Here is a 16,871-nt window from a genome sequence, read left to right as displayed (position 1 = left end):
CTATCTGTTTTTTATCAATTTTTCTAGTGATCAGACACGGTGTATTGATGAAAACCTTACTTTGCAGAAACTCCCCTTTGGAAAAAGGGGGAGCTTGAAAACCATAAAATAACCCAAAATAATGCTACAGTATAAACATTACAAGATATTAGATATAAATGGGGAAAAATAAAATAATCGGAAAATATATATAGTTAAAATACTTCTTTCTTAATAAGAAGATTCCCTATTTTTATGAATGGTATCCGTCATCTTCTTAGTGGATAAATAATAAAACATTGCCGTTTATTACTACTTCGTATTTGTATGCTTTCTTTATCTAAAAATCGTTGTTTTTTTGTGTAATGGGATATTCTGTTAATAATTCATATACTTTCTTAGGGTTCTTAACTAGATATATTAGTTTATAAAAAGCGGTTGTAGCGAAGACAAAAAAGCAAGATAAGTCCTTTTTACCAATATTTAAAATAATTTTAATTATTGCGACTAACATTATATTCATCATAAACCTCCGCCTCATTTTATCGTTAATGTACGAAAATGGTAAAATACATCTGGATTATATGCAAAAACCTCCGCATACTTCGCTTTATTAAAGCTAAGCGTGCAAAGGTTTTTACTTATTTATGATAATTCAGCCATTCTTCATTAATGGCTATAGGCTGATTTACTGCAAACCAGGTATTTCGTTCTTCATCACTTTGACCACCATGATGCTGCTCTAAACCGCCATGATCGGTCGTGATAATAATAAGCCAATCCTCCTTTGAATAATTTTCACGACTTTCTACGGCATTTAAAATTTCTTTTCCCCACTGATCGGCTTTCTGACAAGCTTCTTGGTACAAGGGATTATCATTGCTAAAACCACTGGAATGTCCTGCATTATCTGTATATTCGGCAATAGCCATTATGATGTCAAAATCTTGATGTATGGCTTCTATTGTCTGATTTTTACTGTCCTCATCATTTTTTGCCAAAATGTATTGTGAAGGTTCATTTAACAACTGCGCTCTTAGAATGTCTTGTGTATAAACAGTATTAAAATGTTCTCCCCATGAAGAAATAAATGTTGTCGAATATCCTTTTTGAACTGCAGACTCAAAAATGGTGGGAACATCCTTTTTGGGAAGTCCATTATCAACAATACCATGATAATCATGCCATCCGCCTGTAAGAATTGAACCCCATCCGGGAGATGTACTGGCTGCCTGCGGAGAATCTTTCAAGCCGCCGGCAAAACTATGATACAAGCCGCCGGAATCCATAATCGATAAAACAGCACTGTTTTCTAGATCAGAGATATTATTCAAGCCATCTTCACGAAATCCATCATATCCGAGAATCAGTACTTTTTTCCTTTCTTTTCCTGTGACTAAAGGATTGTTTATAAAATCTTCCACTATTTTTTGAATAATGGTTTGTGGCAGTCTTTCCTCAATATTTCCTGTAAATGCAGCCGCATTTACCTTACAGTCACTACAAGCATTTGCGTTTGTAATAAAGGCTGCCGCAAAAGCAATGAGGACAATAGCACATGCAATAAAAGTGTTTGTCATCTTTTTTTTCATTATCTCTACCTCCTATTTCTATCAAAAAGTCCCTTACTTCCTTTTTGATGAGATAACTTTATCATTTAAAGTTAACTTTAAGTCAATGCTTTTTTAACATCATTATATTTTGGACTGAAGTCTTTTTTTCATTATTTATTTTTCAAAATAAAAATTAACTTTTTCATCTCTTTTAAAAATAGATTGACGTTTACTTTTATTATAATATAATAAAAGTATGGAGGCGATAAAATGCAAGTCTATGCACATACCGTTTTGAAACAAAACAATAGTCAATTACTGCTTCATCATTTATATGTGAAACAAAATGCAACCATGTTGGACTTGGTTCAAGACACACAATTATCTCAATCCAGTGTTCGTAATATGCTGAGACAATTTGAAGATAATAACATCGTAGAAAGCATTGGTGTAGATGAATCCACGGGAGGAAGATGTCCTGTGCGATTTTCTTTGAATTCAGATTTGTTTAGCTTGATATGCTTATTTGTTCATAAAGATTATGCTGAATGTAAAATAATGAGATTATATAAGATCATCGAGTCGAGTAAAATAGAGTATTCTTCTTTTGGTCAGCTTTCAGAACAAATAAAAGAGATGATTAAGAAATATAAATCCACTGCGGTTGTGATGGCAGTAGAAGGAATTGTGAATGGGCAGCTTTATTATACAGACCATGAGGATCAGTATATAAGAAATGACTGGATCGAACATCTGCAGCAGCAAATCACAGTTCCGATTTATATTGAGAATGATGTTAAATGTATGCAGAGAGGAATCTATAAGCATGATGAATCGATAGATAATTTTGTTTATTTGTATATCAGTTCTCTTGGAATGGGTGGTTCAGTGATGGTGAATGGAGCAATTTTAAATGGATATAAGGGAATTATCGGTGAATTGGGATTGATTCCATATCACGATAAAACGATTAACCAGGCTATACGAGCTTGTCATAATGAAATGGAATTTAATCAGATTATTTCCCATCTATTAGTCATTGCTTGTCTTAGCAATGATCCTCAAAAAATCAAGATATCCTCCAAACTTTCTTTTCCTTTGGACTTGCCTTTATTAAAACAACAGCTTAAGTCATGGATCCATCAGGATTATTGTTTAGAACTTGAAGAAAATCCTAATCAATGTCTGTTTGATGGTCTGGAATATTTAGGAATGATGAACCTTATTAAAAAGATAGCAGGTGAAAAATAATGAAAAAATATAAGGCAGTTATTTATGATATCGATGGAACGATATTAGATACTTTAAAAATGAATATGATTCCTTTGCAGAGAATCATCAAAGAAGAACTAGGTATAGATTATTCTTATGAGCAAGTGTTGAAGTTTGCTTCCTATCCGGGAATGAAGGTGATGGATGAATTAAATATTAAGGATAAAGAAAAAACCTATGCTCGATGGGTACAGTATGTAAACGATTATGAAGAGGGTGCAGCTGTTTATTTAGGAATCAGAGAAGTGCTTGAAACAGTGCATAAGTATATGCGACAGGCAGTCGTTTCTGCCAAGACGAAGAAGCAATATGAGATTGATGTAGTATCTAAAGGATTAGATCAATTTATGGAAACCGCTGTTTTGGCGGATGATACGACTTTGCATAAACCAGATCCTGCACCAATTCTTTTATGTTTAGAAAGATTAAATATAAAAAGAGAAGAGGTTATCTACATTGGGGATGCTTTGAGTGACTATCTGTGTTGTCAGGCTGCGGGAGTAGATTTTGGCTATGCATTATGGGGCAGTGTCTCAGATGAAGGAATTGTTGATCCTACATTTACCTTTCATCAGCCAATTGACCTGTTGAAGCTTGTCGATTTTTCATCCAAAGAAAATATAAAAATGATTGTCAGTGATATCGATGGAACTCTTTTAAATGATCAAGAGGAGCTGACTGAGAAGACAAAACAAGCCCTAGTTCGGTTAAAACAAAACGGATATTTATTTGGTTTAGCGAGTGGGCGACCATTATGTTCTATAGAAAAACTGATTAAACAGTGGCAGGCGGAAGATCTTGTTGACTTTATATTGGGGATAAATGGCGGACATATTAAAGATTACCGTTTAAATAAGGAAGAAAAATATTACACGATAGATGGGCAGGACATAAAAACGATTATAGATCACTTTGATGGCTATTCGGTTAATTTTGGGGTTTATTTAGATGATACGCTGGGAGTGATGAAAGAAGATGATCTTGCTGTTCGTCTTTCTCTTAGTGACGGTATTGACTATCAAGTTATTGATTTTGATGAAATCTACCGTACACCGCAGAGCAAATTGATCGTGATGAGTCAGCCCGAAGATATGCCCTTGATCAAAGCACATGGAGAAAAACTGAAAAGTGCAGCATTTAAAAGTGTTCAGGCAGGAAAAATTGAATATGAATTTATGCATCCTGACCTTTCCAAAAGTTTTGCCCTAAAAAAGATTGCCGAGTGGAATGGTATTTCCTTAAAACAAATAATCGCTTTTGGTGACGCAGATAACGATGCGGAAATAATAAAAGAAGCCGGCATTGGTGTGGCAATGGGAAATGCCAGTTCTCAAACTAAAAAGAATGCGGACTATATTGCTTTAGATTATCAGCATAACGGAGTTGCCTGTTTTATAAATTCAATCTTTTTAGATAGGGAGAAAAAAGATGAAGATCACAGATTATAACGGAGAATGGTTAAATGCACCGGAGGTGTATGATATTTCTGATGAGTATATCCACTTAATGACCCAGCCGCAAACGGATTTTTGGCAAAAGACTAACTACGGTTATCGAAGGAATACAGGACATGCCTATTTACTGCCGATTGAAAAGGATGATTTTACTTATGATGTCCGAGTTTCTTTTAAAGGGAAAGAACTTTATGATCAAGCCGGTTTATTTCTTTATTTTGATGAAGAGAACTGGGCAAAAGCTTCTTTGGAAACTGGGTTAAATGACAGTCTTATGTTAGGCAGTGTCGTTACTTGCAGCGGTTATTCCGATTGGGCGCTCGCCTTTGAATTAAAACCGTGTATATCCGAGATTTATTACCGACTGCATAAAAAAGACCATGATTATTTAATTGAATACTCAATTGATGGAACACAATATAGCGAATTGAGAATGTTTCATCTGCCTGTTGATAAAGGATTAAAATTAGGTATCTATGCGTGCAGTCCAATGGATTCTTCTTTTGAAGCAATCATGGATCATTGGAAATTACAGCCATTAAAATGGAATGAGGATACACATATATAGATAAAGGAGACGAACATGACAGAACGAGATAAAATGTTAGCAGGCGAATTATACGACTGTGGAGATAAAGAACTGCTGGCCCAATGGCATTTAGCCAAGGATTTAGTACGCAAGTATAATCTTTGTGACTCAAAGGATAGTGAGAATAAAACGGAACTGCTTAAACAGCTGTTAGGCGGGTTTGGTCAGAACCTTTGGATTACGCCGCCATTCTATGTGGACTATGGCGAAAATATATATTTCGGTGAAAATTGCGAAGTGAATATGAATTGCACCTTCTTAGATGATAATAAGATAATTATTGGTGATTATGCTTTGATTGCACCCAATGTTCAAATTTATACGGCTTTTCATCCCACTAATGCAATAGAACGTTTTGGTGAAAGAAAAGAGAACGGTACCTTTGCTTTCTGTAAAACTCAGACTGCCCCAGTGATCATAGGCGATCATGTATGGATAGGCGGCGGAGCAATCATTATGCCGGGAGTTACGATTGGTGATAATGTTGTTATTGGTGCCGGCAGTGTGGTGACGAAGGATATTCCTTCAAATAAAGTGGCTTATGGTAATCCTTGTCGTGTAATTCGTGATAATATTTAAATATAAAAGTCAATCTGATCATGATCAGATTGACTTGTTTTCTTTTATATAGTTTTTATAAAATTGGATATAAGTTTTATATTCTTCTTCCATATTTTCCGGCAGATTTTCTAAATCAAAGTAATTTAAAGCTAAGCTTTCAATCCCATCCGCCAGCAATTCACCGCTTATGATTTGGGCATGAAATAAAGCGGTTATGACATAAATTTGATCTCTATTTGGCAGTGTGAAATAGTATTGAGGTCCGGAGAAAACATTCAAAAGCTTTAATTTGGCAATGTCTACATGAGCCTCTTCTTTGACTTCACGAATCGCAGTTTCTTCTAAGGATTCACCGATTTCCATTAATCCGCCAAGCAGACCCCATGTCCCGTTGGTTCTTTTTTGAAGCAGAATTCGGTGTGACGAATCGGTAATGATAATATTTGAACCGGCTAGGATCAAATCATCGTGTCCGATCTTCTTTCTAATTGTTTCTACATAATTCATTTTATTCTGTCCCATTCTTTATTAGTTTTCTATTGCCATTATAGCATTGATCGTGCTTTGCCTAAATAGATTTATTTAAAAGAATAGACGTTTAGAAAATAATTCATGCAATTAATATAAGTTTATAAGTATAACTAAATAGTGGAATGGGATCACATATATTACGTTCTAAGCGTAGTGAGAGCGAATGAATTAAATCTTTTTATTGGGGAGAAGTTCTGTAATGCGTGTTTAGGGTAAAAAAATCCTTTAAATAATAATTAAGGAAATGTATCTATATAAAAAAGAATATTCACAGTATTCACTTAAGGAAAAAATGAGAAATATAATAATGGCTATTATCTAATAAATATTTCTATTTTTATGTCCTATACAAGAAAATACTGCATCGCCGCTGTGGTGGTAAAACGTTAGATAACCATACTTTTGTTCTTAAAGCTATTGATAAGAAAGGGTATTTGTATCATAAAAATTTTGATCTATGATCTATCCTTTTCGCAAAAGCCAAATGGAAAATGAATTTAATCAGTTAGAGAGCTATCAGGTTTTAAAAGAAGTGATGAAGAAAATTAAAAACTCTTATTACTTAAAGAAATAAGAGCTTCATTTTATTAATAGATGAAATGAATCATAGGGATCTACCTCTACTTTAAGCCAGCTTTGATTTAAAAATACATTGATTTTATCACAAACTTCTCCTATATTGATATCGCTATGTGTCTCAATGCGCAAAGAGCGACTATCGCAGGCACTGGCATGATGAAGAATACAATCTATATTCTCCTCTTTTAAGTACTGATTAATTTTCATTAACGTCATGACGTCGATCGTTTTAGACATCTTATCACCTCTTTATTTTATTCTAACGGATTTGTCGGGTAAGTACAATTCAGATACATTTCTTTTCAAATTTTGAGATTCTCACTATTCAAAGGAGAAATCATGTACAATACAATTAACGGAGGAATAGATATGTATAAAATAATTGCGAGTGATTTAGATGAAACTTTATTAGATGATCATCACCAAATCTGTGAAGCAAATAAGAAAGCAATTCATGAAGCTTCAAAAAGAGGGGTAAAATTTGTTCCATGTACCGGCAGAGGGTATATGGCAATTCAAGCTATATTAAAAGATTTAGATTTGGATGATAAAGAAAATGAATATTCCATCTCATTTAATGGCTGTGCTTTAACGGAAAATAAGAATAATCGTTTAATATTTTTCAATGGATTAGATTTTGATAAAGCCGCTGAGTTATTTGAATTCGGTAAAACAAAAGATGTTTGTATTCATGTGTATACTTCAACTGAAGTATATGTTTATAATCTTAATGAGGATGAACGTCAGCGCTTCTATAATCAAAAAAATACGTTTATTGAAATTGAAGGAGAATCTATTGAGTTTTTAAGAGATGAACCAATCGCTAAGGTTCTTTATCAAAATGTGGATGTTCCTTATTTAAAAAGTTTTGAAGAAGAGATGCGTTCGCTTACAGATGATGCTGTAAGTGTCAGTTACTCTTCTAATCGCTATATGGAATTGAACCGTTTAGGTGTTAATAAAGGCGATACACTCAGACAGCTCGCTAAATTACTAGGCTGTGATATTGAGCAGACAATTGGGGTAGGCGATAATTATAATGATATGCCTATGCTTTTAGCGGCAGGGCTGAGTGTCGCTGCCGGAAATTCGGTTCCTGACGTTAAAGAAGCATGCGACTATGTATGTGAAAATGATAATAATCAAGGCGTTTTGGCAGAACTGATTGAGAAATTTATTCTAAATGAAAAATAGTGCTATTCGGCACTATTTTTAAGTATAAATTTTTCGATAACTTCCGCAACAGAACCATCGGCATAATCTCTTTTTGCAACATAATCGGATATATCCTGAATATCTTGGTGGGCACTGGCAACGCACGCTCCTAATCCGGCAGTTTTGATCATATCGATATCATTGTAATTATCGCCAATACCGATCGTTTCTTCGATTGGTATATCTAAATAATCAGCTAACCACTTTAATCCTACGCCTTTGTTCACTCCCTTTTTATTAAATTCGATATATCGGGAAGAAGAAGCTGTGACACTCACTTTATCGCCTACTAAAGGCTCAATCTCTTGTTTTATTTTTGCCATATATTCCATATCGGTATTTTCATAGTTTATTTTAGCAATGCGCTGATCCTTTAAAAAATCAATGTCATAGCCTTCCATTACCTTGAAGTTTGATTTTTGTCTTGTCTTTCTTTGAATTTCATCTTCATTGGCATTAAACAAGTAGCAACCCTCAGTTGTAAAGACCATTAAGCAGACATCCAGATTTTTACCATATTCAAAGATCTGTTTCATTAATTCGTATTCTAAACCATTAAACATCAATTCTTTAGGACCCTTTGTTTCCATAATCAAAGCACCATTATACCCCACCAGATATTCACCCGTCTGATCGTATTGATCCAGTTCTTTAAGAACATCGATTGTCATATCGTATCCGCGTCCGGTACAGGGAATGATTTTAACGCCTTGTTGTTTTGCTTTATTAATTGCCTGTAGGTTTACTGCCGGAACATGATGATCGGCTAACAGCGTTTCATCTAAATCCGCAAAAACTAATTTATACATCCTCATCACCTCTTCAACACTTTAACATAAGTAGCAAGGGAATCCCAGTTTTTTATCATTTGTAAAAAAGATTTATCTGAAAATATCTTGATATAGAAAAAGTAACATGACTGCAACTCAAAGTTACGTAACTGCATTTCAAGAATGATGGTAATGTATGTAAAATCACTTTATACTAAAAATACAGAAAGGAGAGTTTGAGATGGTATTTGGAGAAAAAATGTATAAGTTAAGAAAAGAAAAGGGGTTATCTCAAGAAGCATTAGCTGAACAGATAGGAACTACTAGGCAAGCGATAAGTAAATGGGAAAATAATCAAGGATTTCCAGAAACGGAAAAACTAATGTTGATTGCTAATATATTCAATGTATCTGTTGATTATCTCTTAAAAGAAAATGAAGCATTAAAAGATGAGCCTAATGAAAGCTATTATGTAAGTAGAGAAAAAGCAGAATCATGGATTCTACATGAAAGAAATACTGTTAATAAACTTGGCTTAGGTACAGCAATCTTAATATGCGCTGGTATTCCATTTCTTATATTTAAAGAGCAGTATGCCATAAGAATAATCAGTGTTATTTCTTTTATCCTTATTGGAATAATTATCATATTTAGGTTATGTATAACTGATTCAGATTATGAATTTAGAAAATTAAAACAACAGCCACTATTATTCGATAGGAACTATATTGATGAATTAAGTATCCGATACAATGGTTTAAGAAAGAAATACCTAAATATGATGATACCACTTCCTATTATATTCATATTAGGAGCAAGTATGATAGTTGTATCAAAATATTACGAACTTTCACTAAACGATGACATTATTCCTGTATTTTTATTCTTGATAGCGTTTTCTATTTATATGTTTCTTTATGGTAGTGTAATGAAAGAAGCATATGAACTACTTATTAGGAATGATGAATATATCAGCAAATGGAGTACACGATTAAGAATGAAGTTTGATGCTTGGCTAAACTTTAGTAAGAAAGAGAGATGAGGTGCTATATATGGTTAAAAGAATAGAATCTATAGGTGTCTCTACGCTTTATGTGCTCTTGTTTATTGGAAGCCAAATTGCTGCTAATGTATTGGCAATGAGTGTTATATGGCTTTGGTGTTCTTTACAAAACAATTTGATCGATATAAGTAGATCGATACTGGATATCATTTCTAATAATGCCCTATTTTTATCAATTTTTGGAAACCTCTTATTTCTCTGTACTATATTTGTAATACAGAGAAAAAAACAAATAGTTATAAATTTCAAAATGGATGTTAACAGCTTATCATGTTCATATTTTAAATGGGCACTGTTTTCTATAATTTGTTTTTCATTAATGTGGAATGGTATATTTGCTGCATTTCCGGCTTTACAAAGCATACCGGTTATGGACACAATGGTACAAGGTAACTGGTTAGTCTATATTTTGGCAATTTATGTTTTCGCTCCTATCACTGAAGAACTTTGCTTTCGTGAAATTATTTTGCCTAAATTGCTGCAGAATTTATCAACTATATCAGCAATTATTATTAGTGCCACATTATTTGCTTCAGTTCATCTTATGACAGGAAGTTTCATAACTGTATTATTTGCATTTATTGGAGGAGTCATTTTCGCCGCTTGCTATAGTCTTACTAAATCATTAACTGCTACAATTATTGTTCATATCGCAGGCAACTTATGTGAATTTGTTTGGTATCTAATCACGCAAACATCTATTACAATCCAATTAATAATTCTAGTTGCAGTTAGCTGTGGTACGCTTTTTCTACTTTGGATATTGATTAAAGAAGTAGTTAAAGGCTAGATTAAATTATTCATAAGGATATAAAAATATAACGAGAGAAGGTGATATTGTGGGAAAATATTAATTATAGAATTTACAGAAAATGAGAAACATATTTTCCAACAAACCGTTGAATGGCTATCTTCTAAACTTTCCAGTTCTCCAGCTTTCATTAAACAACAAGCGGTTGAATTTCAGATTGATTCTTTACTAGAACCTTTATTAATGATAAAGGAGAAAACATATATCTAACTGCTAAAGAATTTGACCTGTTGTATTTTCTCTTTTGCCACAAAGGGCAGGTATTTACAAAAGACCAACTATATGCAAGCATATGGAGCTATAACAATGTCCCAGAGGGAAGCAACCTCACATCATTCATGTGAGCTACACGTTTCGGTTTTATTCATTCTCAATTATTATGATTTTAAATAGCTTTACAGTTCGCATGGAAGTCTTTGTTACTTTCATCAAATTAACCAGCATACGTATTTCATATTCGCTGCAATCGTTGAACAGTTCCTGTGCTTCTTTTTTTAAAGATATAATCACAAAGAAATTTTAAAAAATGTCATTTTATGCTTTACAAGTAATAAGTTTTATACTATAATATTTTTTGCTGATGAGCGATATGGCGATCGTGGTGAAGTGGTTAACACATCAGATTGTGGCTCTGACATTCGTGGGTTCGATTCCCATCGGTCGCCCCATTTTAAAACTAACATCAGCAAATATATAAAAGCAATCAACTGTTTAAGCAGTTGATTTTTTTTTATTAAAAGGATTAGCCATTTATATAGCTGATTTTATTAGCTTATTCTAAAGACACTATTATTTTTGTTAATCTTATATTATTAGTAGTATCAAGGGAAAATACAGGAGTATTAAGATAACTGAATGAAAAATTACAATTTCTTCAAAAATGAAACTGGTGACACTATTCGATATCAAGAATCATCTTGTCTAACAGGTGTCCTTTACTGCTATGGGCAATGACGATCATATCCCCATTTAAAAGCAGGACATCACCATGAGGCACTATGATTTGATTATCTCGTTGGATCAGAACAATCAGTCCGTGATCTATTTTTATATCTCGCAGATAAGTATTCAGCCAATGATGATCTTCATCAAGGATAATTTCTGATAGTTTTAGATCGTCTTCTGTTTGAGCTTCAAAGGCACTGATCACCAATTCATCATCTTTTTCTATTTTTCTATTTCCTTTAGGTGTTATTTTTATATCTTTACGGTTAATCATTACAATGCGAGTCTGCGGCGGTAACACAATATCCTTGATATATGCATCGACCCAAGGATGATTCTCCTGCATTTTTAATGTTAGAAATTGAATGTTCTTTTCATCGCTATAGTCCGTAAATGTTTTTAATACATCTTCATGATTATCAATCATCGCTAATTTTGAAGATAGATAGGGCAGTAATGTCCCTTGAATCGCAATGGACAAAAGAACGATGAAGAAAACGATGTGAAAAATATCGTTATTGGTATAGGTAGGAGAAGCTGTCACCATGATCGCAAAGATAATAGATGTTGCACCTCTCAGTCCGGAAAAGCTTACTAAAGCGATTTGCTCGAGCGGACACTTGAATAGTTTCATGATAATTCCAACTGCAATCGGTCTGGCAATCAAAGTGATGAATACAGCGATCGCTAAAGCAGGAAGCAGACTGTTTGGAATTTGTGATGGAAATGCCAGCAGTCCCAATAAGAAGAACAGAAAGATTTGAAAGAGATCGACAATGCCGTCAAAAAAGCTGACAAGTTCTTTTTTATCACCAATCTCCGAGTTTCCCAATACTATTCCTACAATATAAGCACTGATATAGCCATTTCCGTTAAAGGAAGTAGGAAGGGCATAGGAGAGAATGGCAATCGCAACCATGATCAGGGGAGCAAACTGAGACACTTCAAAGCGAACAGAAGACATAATCTTCTTAGAAAGAATAGCGATAACTGTCCCAAACAAGACACCAAAAACCACTTGTGAAAAAACAATTGAAAAAATATCAAACGACGTTAACTTCTGCGACATTAAAGATAGGATAATAATAGTAATCGTATATGCCCATGGGTCGTTGCTTCCGCTTTCCAATTCCAGCAAAGAGGCAGTTCTATATTTTAAATTCAGCTTCTTACTTCTAAGAACAGAAAAAACACTGGCGGCATCGGTTGAGGAAAGAACGGCTCCAATCAGCATACTTTCAAGCCATTCAAAATGAAGAACAAAGTAACAGAAAAAGCCAGTGAGTAAAGCCGTCAGCAGAACCCCGACGGACGAGAGGAGTATGGAAACGGGTGCAACCTTTTTAGCGTGTGCCCAATTGGTTGTGAATCCGCCATAAAAAATAATAAAGATTAAAGCGACACTGCATATATCTTCAGCAAATTGGAAATCTTCGAATGGAATCTTAAATATGCCATCGCTTCCAAAGATTGTTCCCAGTAAAATAAAAAAGAAAAGAACGGGGATACCAAATTTATCAGAGAGCTTGCTGCATAAAATACAGATGATAATAACGATGGCTCCTACAAGCAATATTGTATTCATCGAATCTCCTCCTTTTTTTAATTATAACATATAAAAACATTTATAATATGTTATATCATAAAAATATAATATATAAATTTAAGTAAAAACGACAGAATAATAAATTATTAAAAAACAACAGAATATTACGTTCTGCTGTTTTTACTGAATAGGATACTCTAAGGTGATAACTGAACCGTATCCGGAGTTTATAAAGAATGAGGTTTAAAATTTTCAAGCCAGACCTCCAATTGGTCAAGAGGCATCGGACTGGCAAAATAATAGCCTTGAACGATCTCACAACCGCATTGCTTTAGTATAGCGATTTGGTCTACTGTTTCAATACCTTCGGCAACGGCTTTTATTCCTAATTCTTTGGCGATGGAAATAAAGCCGGATATAATCGTTTGCGCTTTTGAATTTTCGATATCGATAAAGAATTCACGGTCTAATTTGATACAGTCTACGTCAAAATCTTTTAAAAGAGCTAACGCTGAAAAGCCAACGCCAAAATCATCGAGAGAACATAGGAAACCAGACTGATGCATTTCCTCAATTGCTTTTTTTACTGTCTTTCGCTGTTCTTTATCAAAAAAGGTATATTCAGTAAATTCAAATTCAATCCATCTGTCAGGAATATCATATTTTCTTTTTATCTGAGAGAAAGCGTCTAAGAAATAAGGTCTTTTGAAATGAGCGCGGGATAAATTGACCGAAATCGGATACATTGTTTTTTGTTTCTTTTGACATTCGTTTAAGTATTGACAGACTTGTTCAAAGACAAATAAATCCAGCTGACAGATTTTATCGTTTTTTTCAAACAACGGAATAAACACTTGGGGAGTAATCATTCCTTTTATTGGGTGCTGCCAACGAACGAGAGCTTCTAAACCGGCAATAGAATTATCGCTCAACTTGATTTTTGGCTGAAAGTAAAGAATAAATTCATGATTATTCAAAGAGGTTTCAAATATTTGATTCAATTCGTACTCTCTATCGAGTTGACCGGTCAATTTTTCTTCATAAAAATAGCAGTAATTTACGTTTTCTTTTTGATAGCAGGCAATGCGTGAACGGTCTTGTGCTATTCTGGCATTTATAGTGAGATCATCAATGAGATAAGCGCCTAGATAAAAAGAATAGTCATTCTCTGTTTTTTTAGAAAAGGTGTTAATGTTTTTAATCATATCGGTTAAGCGCTGACGAATCTTATTTGGTTCATGTTCCTTGAGGCAAAGAAAAAAGCAATCCGAATTATTACGGCATAGAAACTCATGGGTATAAACATGAGTCTCTAAAATATGATAGAGATCGAATAAGATTTGATCGCCGATTTCTGAACCGAACTTCTCGTTGATCCATTTAAATCCTTTCATATTCATAAATACCATGGTATAGGTGAACGGCGGAGACTGTAAAACCATTTTTTCATATTGTTGAGCGAATGCTGTCATGCTGATGCCTTTTGTTATAGGATCTTGAACAGCCTGTATTTTTAAATGTTTTCGTCTTTTTTGAACGAAACAGCCACTCATCAAAAAAATACTGGCAAGCAAAAAAAGAATCAGAAAAATAATGTAGATATTATATTGAACTATTTTAATACCATTAAAAATCGTAAAAAGCAGTTTCATTGTTCTCATCACCTTTGACACATGAATAATATCATCAAATTTTTTGAACATCAATAATCAATCTGGGCCCATTTAGATATAGCTGGATTGTAAAAAGGAGAGATATGGCTATAATATTAATAATCTTATTTTTAGGAGGAAATGATGCAGCATAAGCAAACATTATTCGATCATGTCTATGAGCGTTTAAAGGAACAAATTTTAACGAAACGATTTTATAATGGGGAGAAACTGCCTTCTGTAAGTCAAATGATGGAAATGTATCATGTGGGTAAGCGAACGGTAAAGAATGTCATTCATCAATTAAAAGCTGAGGGCTACATTATAGGAGAAGAACGGAAAGGATTGTATGTGAGCTATCAGGGAGATGAAGATCAACAGATTATGTCCCATCTGTTTCATCAGCAGTCCTTTGTAATTGAGACGTATCAGTCGATGGCGGTTATACTCCCCTTGCTTTTGTCTTTTTCACTTGAGCAGTATGAAAAGGAAGAATTATGTGAACTGGTGAAACGATATTCTTCTAATAAATGGTTAAAACAGAAGAATCCTAAAAAATGGTATCAATCCTGTATAGAGGAACTATTCCGTCATTCAGGCAATCCTCTTTTCTATGATTTAATCTGCGATATGGAGGTATATGCAAAACTTTCTTTCTTAAACCAAGAGGATCAGATTAACCGTTTACTCTTTGATTCTTCGAAAAAAGGAGCAGAGGAGTTCTTGAATACTTTATTGCTAGAGGATCAAGATGAACAGATCCATCGCTTTTCGCAAATATTAAATACACAAACTGCAATCGTAAAAGAGAGACTGTCGACGATGTCGAAAGATCATCAAAGTGAGGGAGTAGAAGAAGCGCAGCCATTCGAGTGGACTGTAAATTATCGGCAGGATCATTTTTATATGCGTATCGTTCATGATTTGATTGATAAGATTTCTCTTGGAGAATATCCGTTGAATCACTTTTTGCCCTCTGAAAGAAAACTCACAGAATATTATCATGTTGGTTTATCTACAGTTCGATCAGCATTGTCTTTATTAAATAAGCTGGGATATGCCGAAACGATCAATGGAAAAGGAACCCGAGTCATGCTGCAAGATGAAGAGACGGCACATAAATGTATGAGGGATCGCTTGTTGCGTCAAAATACACTTCTGTATTTAAATGCACTGCAATTACTGATTATCGTCTTACCGCAAGCCAGCAGAATGTGCTTTGATTCGATCGAAGAAACAACGAAACAGTATCTTATCGAACAGTCTTTTAAGCAGGATCATATCTTTATCGATGACCTCTATCAATGTTTGATCGATCACCTTTCATTACAGCCTTATCGGGAAATATTTATTCAGTTAAGAGAAATCTGCCGTTATGGCTATTATTATTCCTTCTTTGAAAAAGGGATCAAGAGTGAAATAGTTGTGGCTGATAAAAGCAAAAAAGCCCTTCAATTCCTGCTGAAGGGGCAAAAAGAAGCATTTACTTGGGAATTAACAGAATGTTTTAAGTATATATTAGAATTTGTCAGAGAACATATCGTTTATTATGGTTTATTGGAAGCTAAAAAAATCAAGATCCCTTTAATTAGATAAAGAGTAAATACTATTCGCAATATGAAAAGGTTTGTTTCCTTGTCAATAGAAAGCAAACCTTTTCATGATAATCATACCATCCTTTTCTATTTAGAAGGGACAATATCTAGTTTTTCCAGATCTCGTTTTATCTTCGCATATTTTTCCGGCATTTCTTCAGGTGTCATGTGATCGACATAAGCCATCGTTCCGTCTTTTTTAGAAGTTTCATAATACCAGCATTTATATTCTAGTATCGCGAGTGTTCTTTGCATTTCCAGAATTCTGTTTTCTACGGATGCTTTTTCTTTTTTGAATAATTCTAAGCGTGCATCAATGCTTTGATCTCCTTCACCAATCATATCGATATAACGTTTAATATCCTTGATTGAGATTCCGGCTTGTTTCAGGCAATGGATGACAGAAAGAATTTCAAAGTCTTTCTCTGTGAAATAACGAATTCCGTTTTCACTGCGCTGAATGAAAGGTAGAAGCCCCTCTTTATCATAATAGCGAAGTGTAGAAGGAGCGACATTCATTTTCTTTGCAACTTCTCCAATGGTATAGGACATGTGGTTTTCCTCCTCAAATAATATTTAAAGTTAACTTTAATTCAACTATCCTAATTATAGCATAGGCTATCCTGTCCTACAATCTCAGAAATTTTTAAAGAAGGAAGAAATATTCACCATGACGGACAATTGAGATTTTGCTATAATGGAATTATGAATAAGGTAAAGTTAGGATATGATGAGAATAAATTAAAGAAGAGGAGA

At 34.0% G+C, this 16,871-nt stretch carries 16 protein-coding genes and 1 tRNA gene; 10 read left to right on the top strand and 7 right to left on the bottom strand.

Going from position 1 to position 16,871, the window contains the following annotated elements; all coding sequences use genetic code 11:
* Positions 1-620: 620 nt before the first annotated feature.
* Positions 621-1,571: an alkaline phosphatase family protein gene (locus ACLRVU_RS08910; RefSeq protein WP_147551860.1), complete on the bottom strand. Its 951-nt coding sequence runs from the start codon at positions 1,569-1,571 to the stop codon at positions 621-623.
* 231 nt (positions 1,572-1,802) lie between these two features.
* Between ACLRVU_RS08910 and ACLRVU_RS08905 the strand changes: the two genes are divergently transcribed.
* The 4 genes from ACLRVU_RS08905 to ACLRVU_RS08890 are packed head-to-tail and all read left to right on the top strand — an operon-like array spanning position 1,803 to position 5,426.
* A complete protein-coding gene (locus tag ACLRVU_RS08905; protein ID WP_147551862.1) occupies positions 1,803-2,783 on the top strand; it encodes an ROK family protein in 981 nt (326 codons plus the stop codon).
* Complete coding sequence (locus ACLRVU_RS08900; RefSeq protein WP_412096577.1) at positions 2,783-4,252, top strand: HAD family hydrolase; 1,470 nt, start codon at positions 2,783-2,785, stop codon at positions 4,250-4,252. The genes ACLRVU_RS08905 and ACLRVU_RS08900 overlap by 1 nt, the downstream gene beginning before the upstream one ends.
* Entirely contained in the window at positions 4,233-4,826 is a 594-nt protein-coding gene (locus tag ACLRVU_RS08895) for a DUF1349 domain-containing protein (protein WP_147551864.1), read from the top strand. Before ACLRVU_RS08900 ends, ACLRVU_RS08895 begins: the two co-directional genes overlap by 20 nt.
* A gap of 15 nt (positions 4,827-4,841) precedes the next feature.
* Positions 4,842-5,426 (top strand): sugar O-acetyltransferase, encoded by a 585-nt coding sequence (locus ACLRVU_RS08890; RefSeq protein WP_147551867.1) that lies wholly within the window; start codon positions 4,842-4,844, stop codon positions 5,424-5,426.
* Positions 5,427-5,450: 24 nt separating this feature from the next.
* Here ACLRVU_RS08890 and ACLRVU_RS08885 read toward each other — a convergent pair whose 3' ends face one another.
* Positions 5,451-5,915 (bottom strand): NUDIX domain-containing protein, encoded by a 465-nt coding sequence (locus tag ACLRVU_RS08885; protein WP_147551869.1) that lies wholly within the window; start codon positions 5,913-5,915, stop codon positions 5,451-5,453.
* A 603-nt stretch (positions 5,916-6,518) separates the two neighbouring features.
* Positions 6,519-6,755 (bottom strand): hypothetical protein, encoded by a 237-nt coding sequence (locus tag ACLRVU_RS08880; protein ID WP_147551871.1) that lies wholly within the window; start codon positions 6,753-6,755, stop codon positions 6,519-6,521.
* 132 nt (positions 6,756-6,887) lie between these two features.
* Between ACLRVU_RS08880 and ACLRVU_RS08875 the strand changes: the two genes are divergently transcribed.
* Complete coding sequence (locus tag ACLRVU_RS08875) at positions 6,888-7,712, top strand: Cof-type HAD-IIB family hydrolase (RefSeq protein ID WP_147551874.1); 825 nt, start codon at positions 6,888-6,890, stop codon at positions 7,710-7,712.
* 2 nt (positions 7,713-7,714) lie between these two features.
* On the opposite strand, the gene ACLRVU_RS08870 is transcribed toward ACLRVU_RS08875, so the two are convergent.
* Positions 7,715-8,542, bottom strand: coding sequence for a Cof-type HAD-IIB family hydrolase (locus ACLRVU_RS08870; protein WP_147551876.1), 828 nt, complete (start codon positions 8,540-8,542; stop codon positions 7,715-7,717).
* Between the two features lie 202 nt (positions 8,543-8,744).
* Here ACLRVU_RS08870 and ACLRVU_RS08865 point away from each other — a divergent pair, with 202 nt between their 5' ends.
* From ACLRVU_RS08865 to ACLRVU_RS08850, 4 genes are all read left to right on the top strand, one after another.
* On the top strand, positions 8,745-9,545 hold the full coding sequence (locus ACLRVU_RS08865) for a helix-turn-helix domain-containing protein (RefSeq protein WP_147551877.1): 801 nt from the start codon (positions 8,745-8,747) through the stop codon (positions 9,543-9,545).
* Positions 9,546-9,555: 10 nt separating this feature from the next.
* Entirely contained in the window at positions 9,556-10,356 is an 801-nt protein-coding gene (locus ACLRVU_RS08860) for a CPBP family intramembrane glutamic endopeptidase (protein WP_147551879.1), read from the top strand.
* A 200-nt stretch (positions 10,357-10,556) separates the two neighbouring features.
* The gene (locus tag ACLRVU_RS08855; protein WP_412842434.1) at positions 10,557-10,721 is read left to right on the top strand and encodes a winged helix-turn-helix domain-containing protein; all 165 of its coding nucleotides are present in this window, start codon (positions 10,557-10,559) and stop codon (positions 10,719-10,721) included.
* Between the two features lie 248 nt (positions 10,722-10,969).
* Positions 10,970-11,045 (top strand) — tRNA-His (locus tag ACLRVU_RS08850).
* Positions 11,046-11,272: 227 nt separating this feature from the next.
* Here the strand turns inward: ACLRVU_RS08850 and ACLRVU_RS08845 are convergent.
* Both ACLRVU_RS08845 and ACLRVU_RS08840 read right to left on the bottom strand, forming a co-directional pair.
* The gene (locus ACLRVU_RS08845; RefSeq protein ID WP_147551881.1) at positions 11,273-12,907 is read right to left on the bottom strand and encodes a potassium/proton antiporter; all 1,635 of its coding nucleotides are present in this window, start codon (positions 12,905-12,907) and stop codon (positions 11,273-11,275) included.
* 188 nt (positions 12,908-13,095) lie between these two features.
* The gene (locus ACLRVU_RS08840; protein WP_412842431.1) at positions 13,096-14,520 is read right to left on the bottom strand and encodes an EAL domain-containing protein; all 1,425 of its coding nucleotides are present in this window, start codon (positions 14,518-14,520) and stop codon (positions 13,096-13,098) included.
* Positions 14,521-14,664: 144 nt separating this feature from the next.
* Between ACLRVU_RS08840 and ACLRVU_RS08835 the strand changes: the two genes are divergently transcribed.
* Positions 14,665-16,116, top strand: a complete 1,452-nt coding sequence (locus tag ACLRVU_RS08835; RefSeq protein ID WP_412096580.1) for a GntR family transcriptional regulator — start codon at positions 14,665-14,667, stop codon at positions 16,114-16,116.
* Between the two features lie 86 nt (positions 16,117-16,202).
* Here ACLRVU_RS08835 and ACLRVU_RS08830 read toward each other — a convergent pair whose 3' ends face one another.
* Positions 16,203-16,667 carry a MerR family transcriptional regulator gene (locus ACLRVU_RS08830; protein WP_147551886.1) on the bottom strand — a complete coding sequence of 155 codons (465 nt, stop codon included), beginning with the start codon at positions 16,665-16,667 and terminating at the stop codon, positions 16,203-16,205.
* Positions 16,668-16,871 lie beyond the last annotated feature (204 nt).

Origin of the sequence: Beduini sp. (genome assembly GCF_047239305.1) — a bacterium.
Classification (GTDB): domain Bacteria; phylum Bacillota_I; class Bacilli_A; order Erysipelotrichales; family Coprobacillaceae; genus Beduini.
The sequence above is the reverse complement of the archived record's forward strand: the minus strand, read 5'-3'. Positions and strand labels throughout refer to the sequence as shown.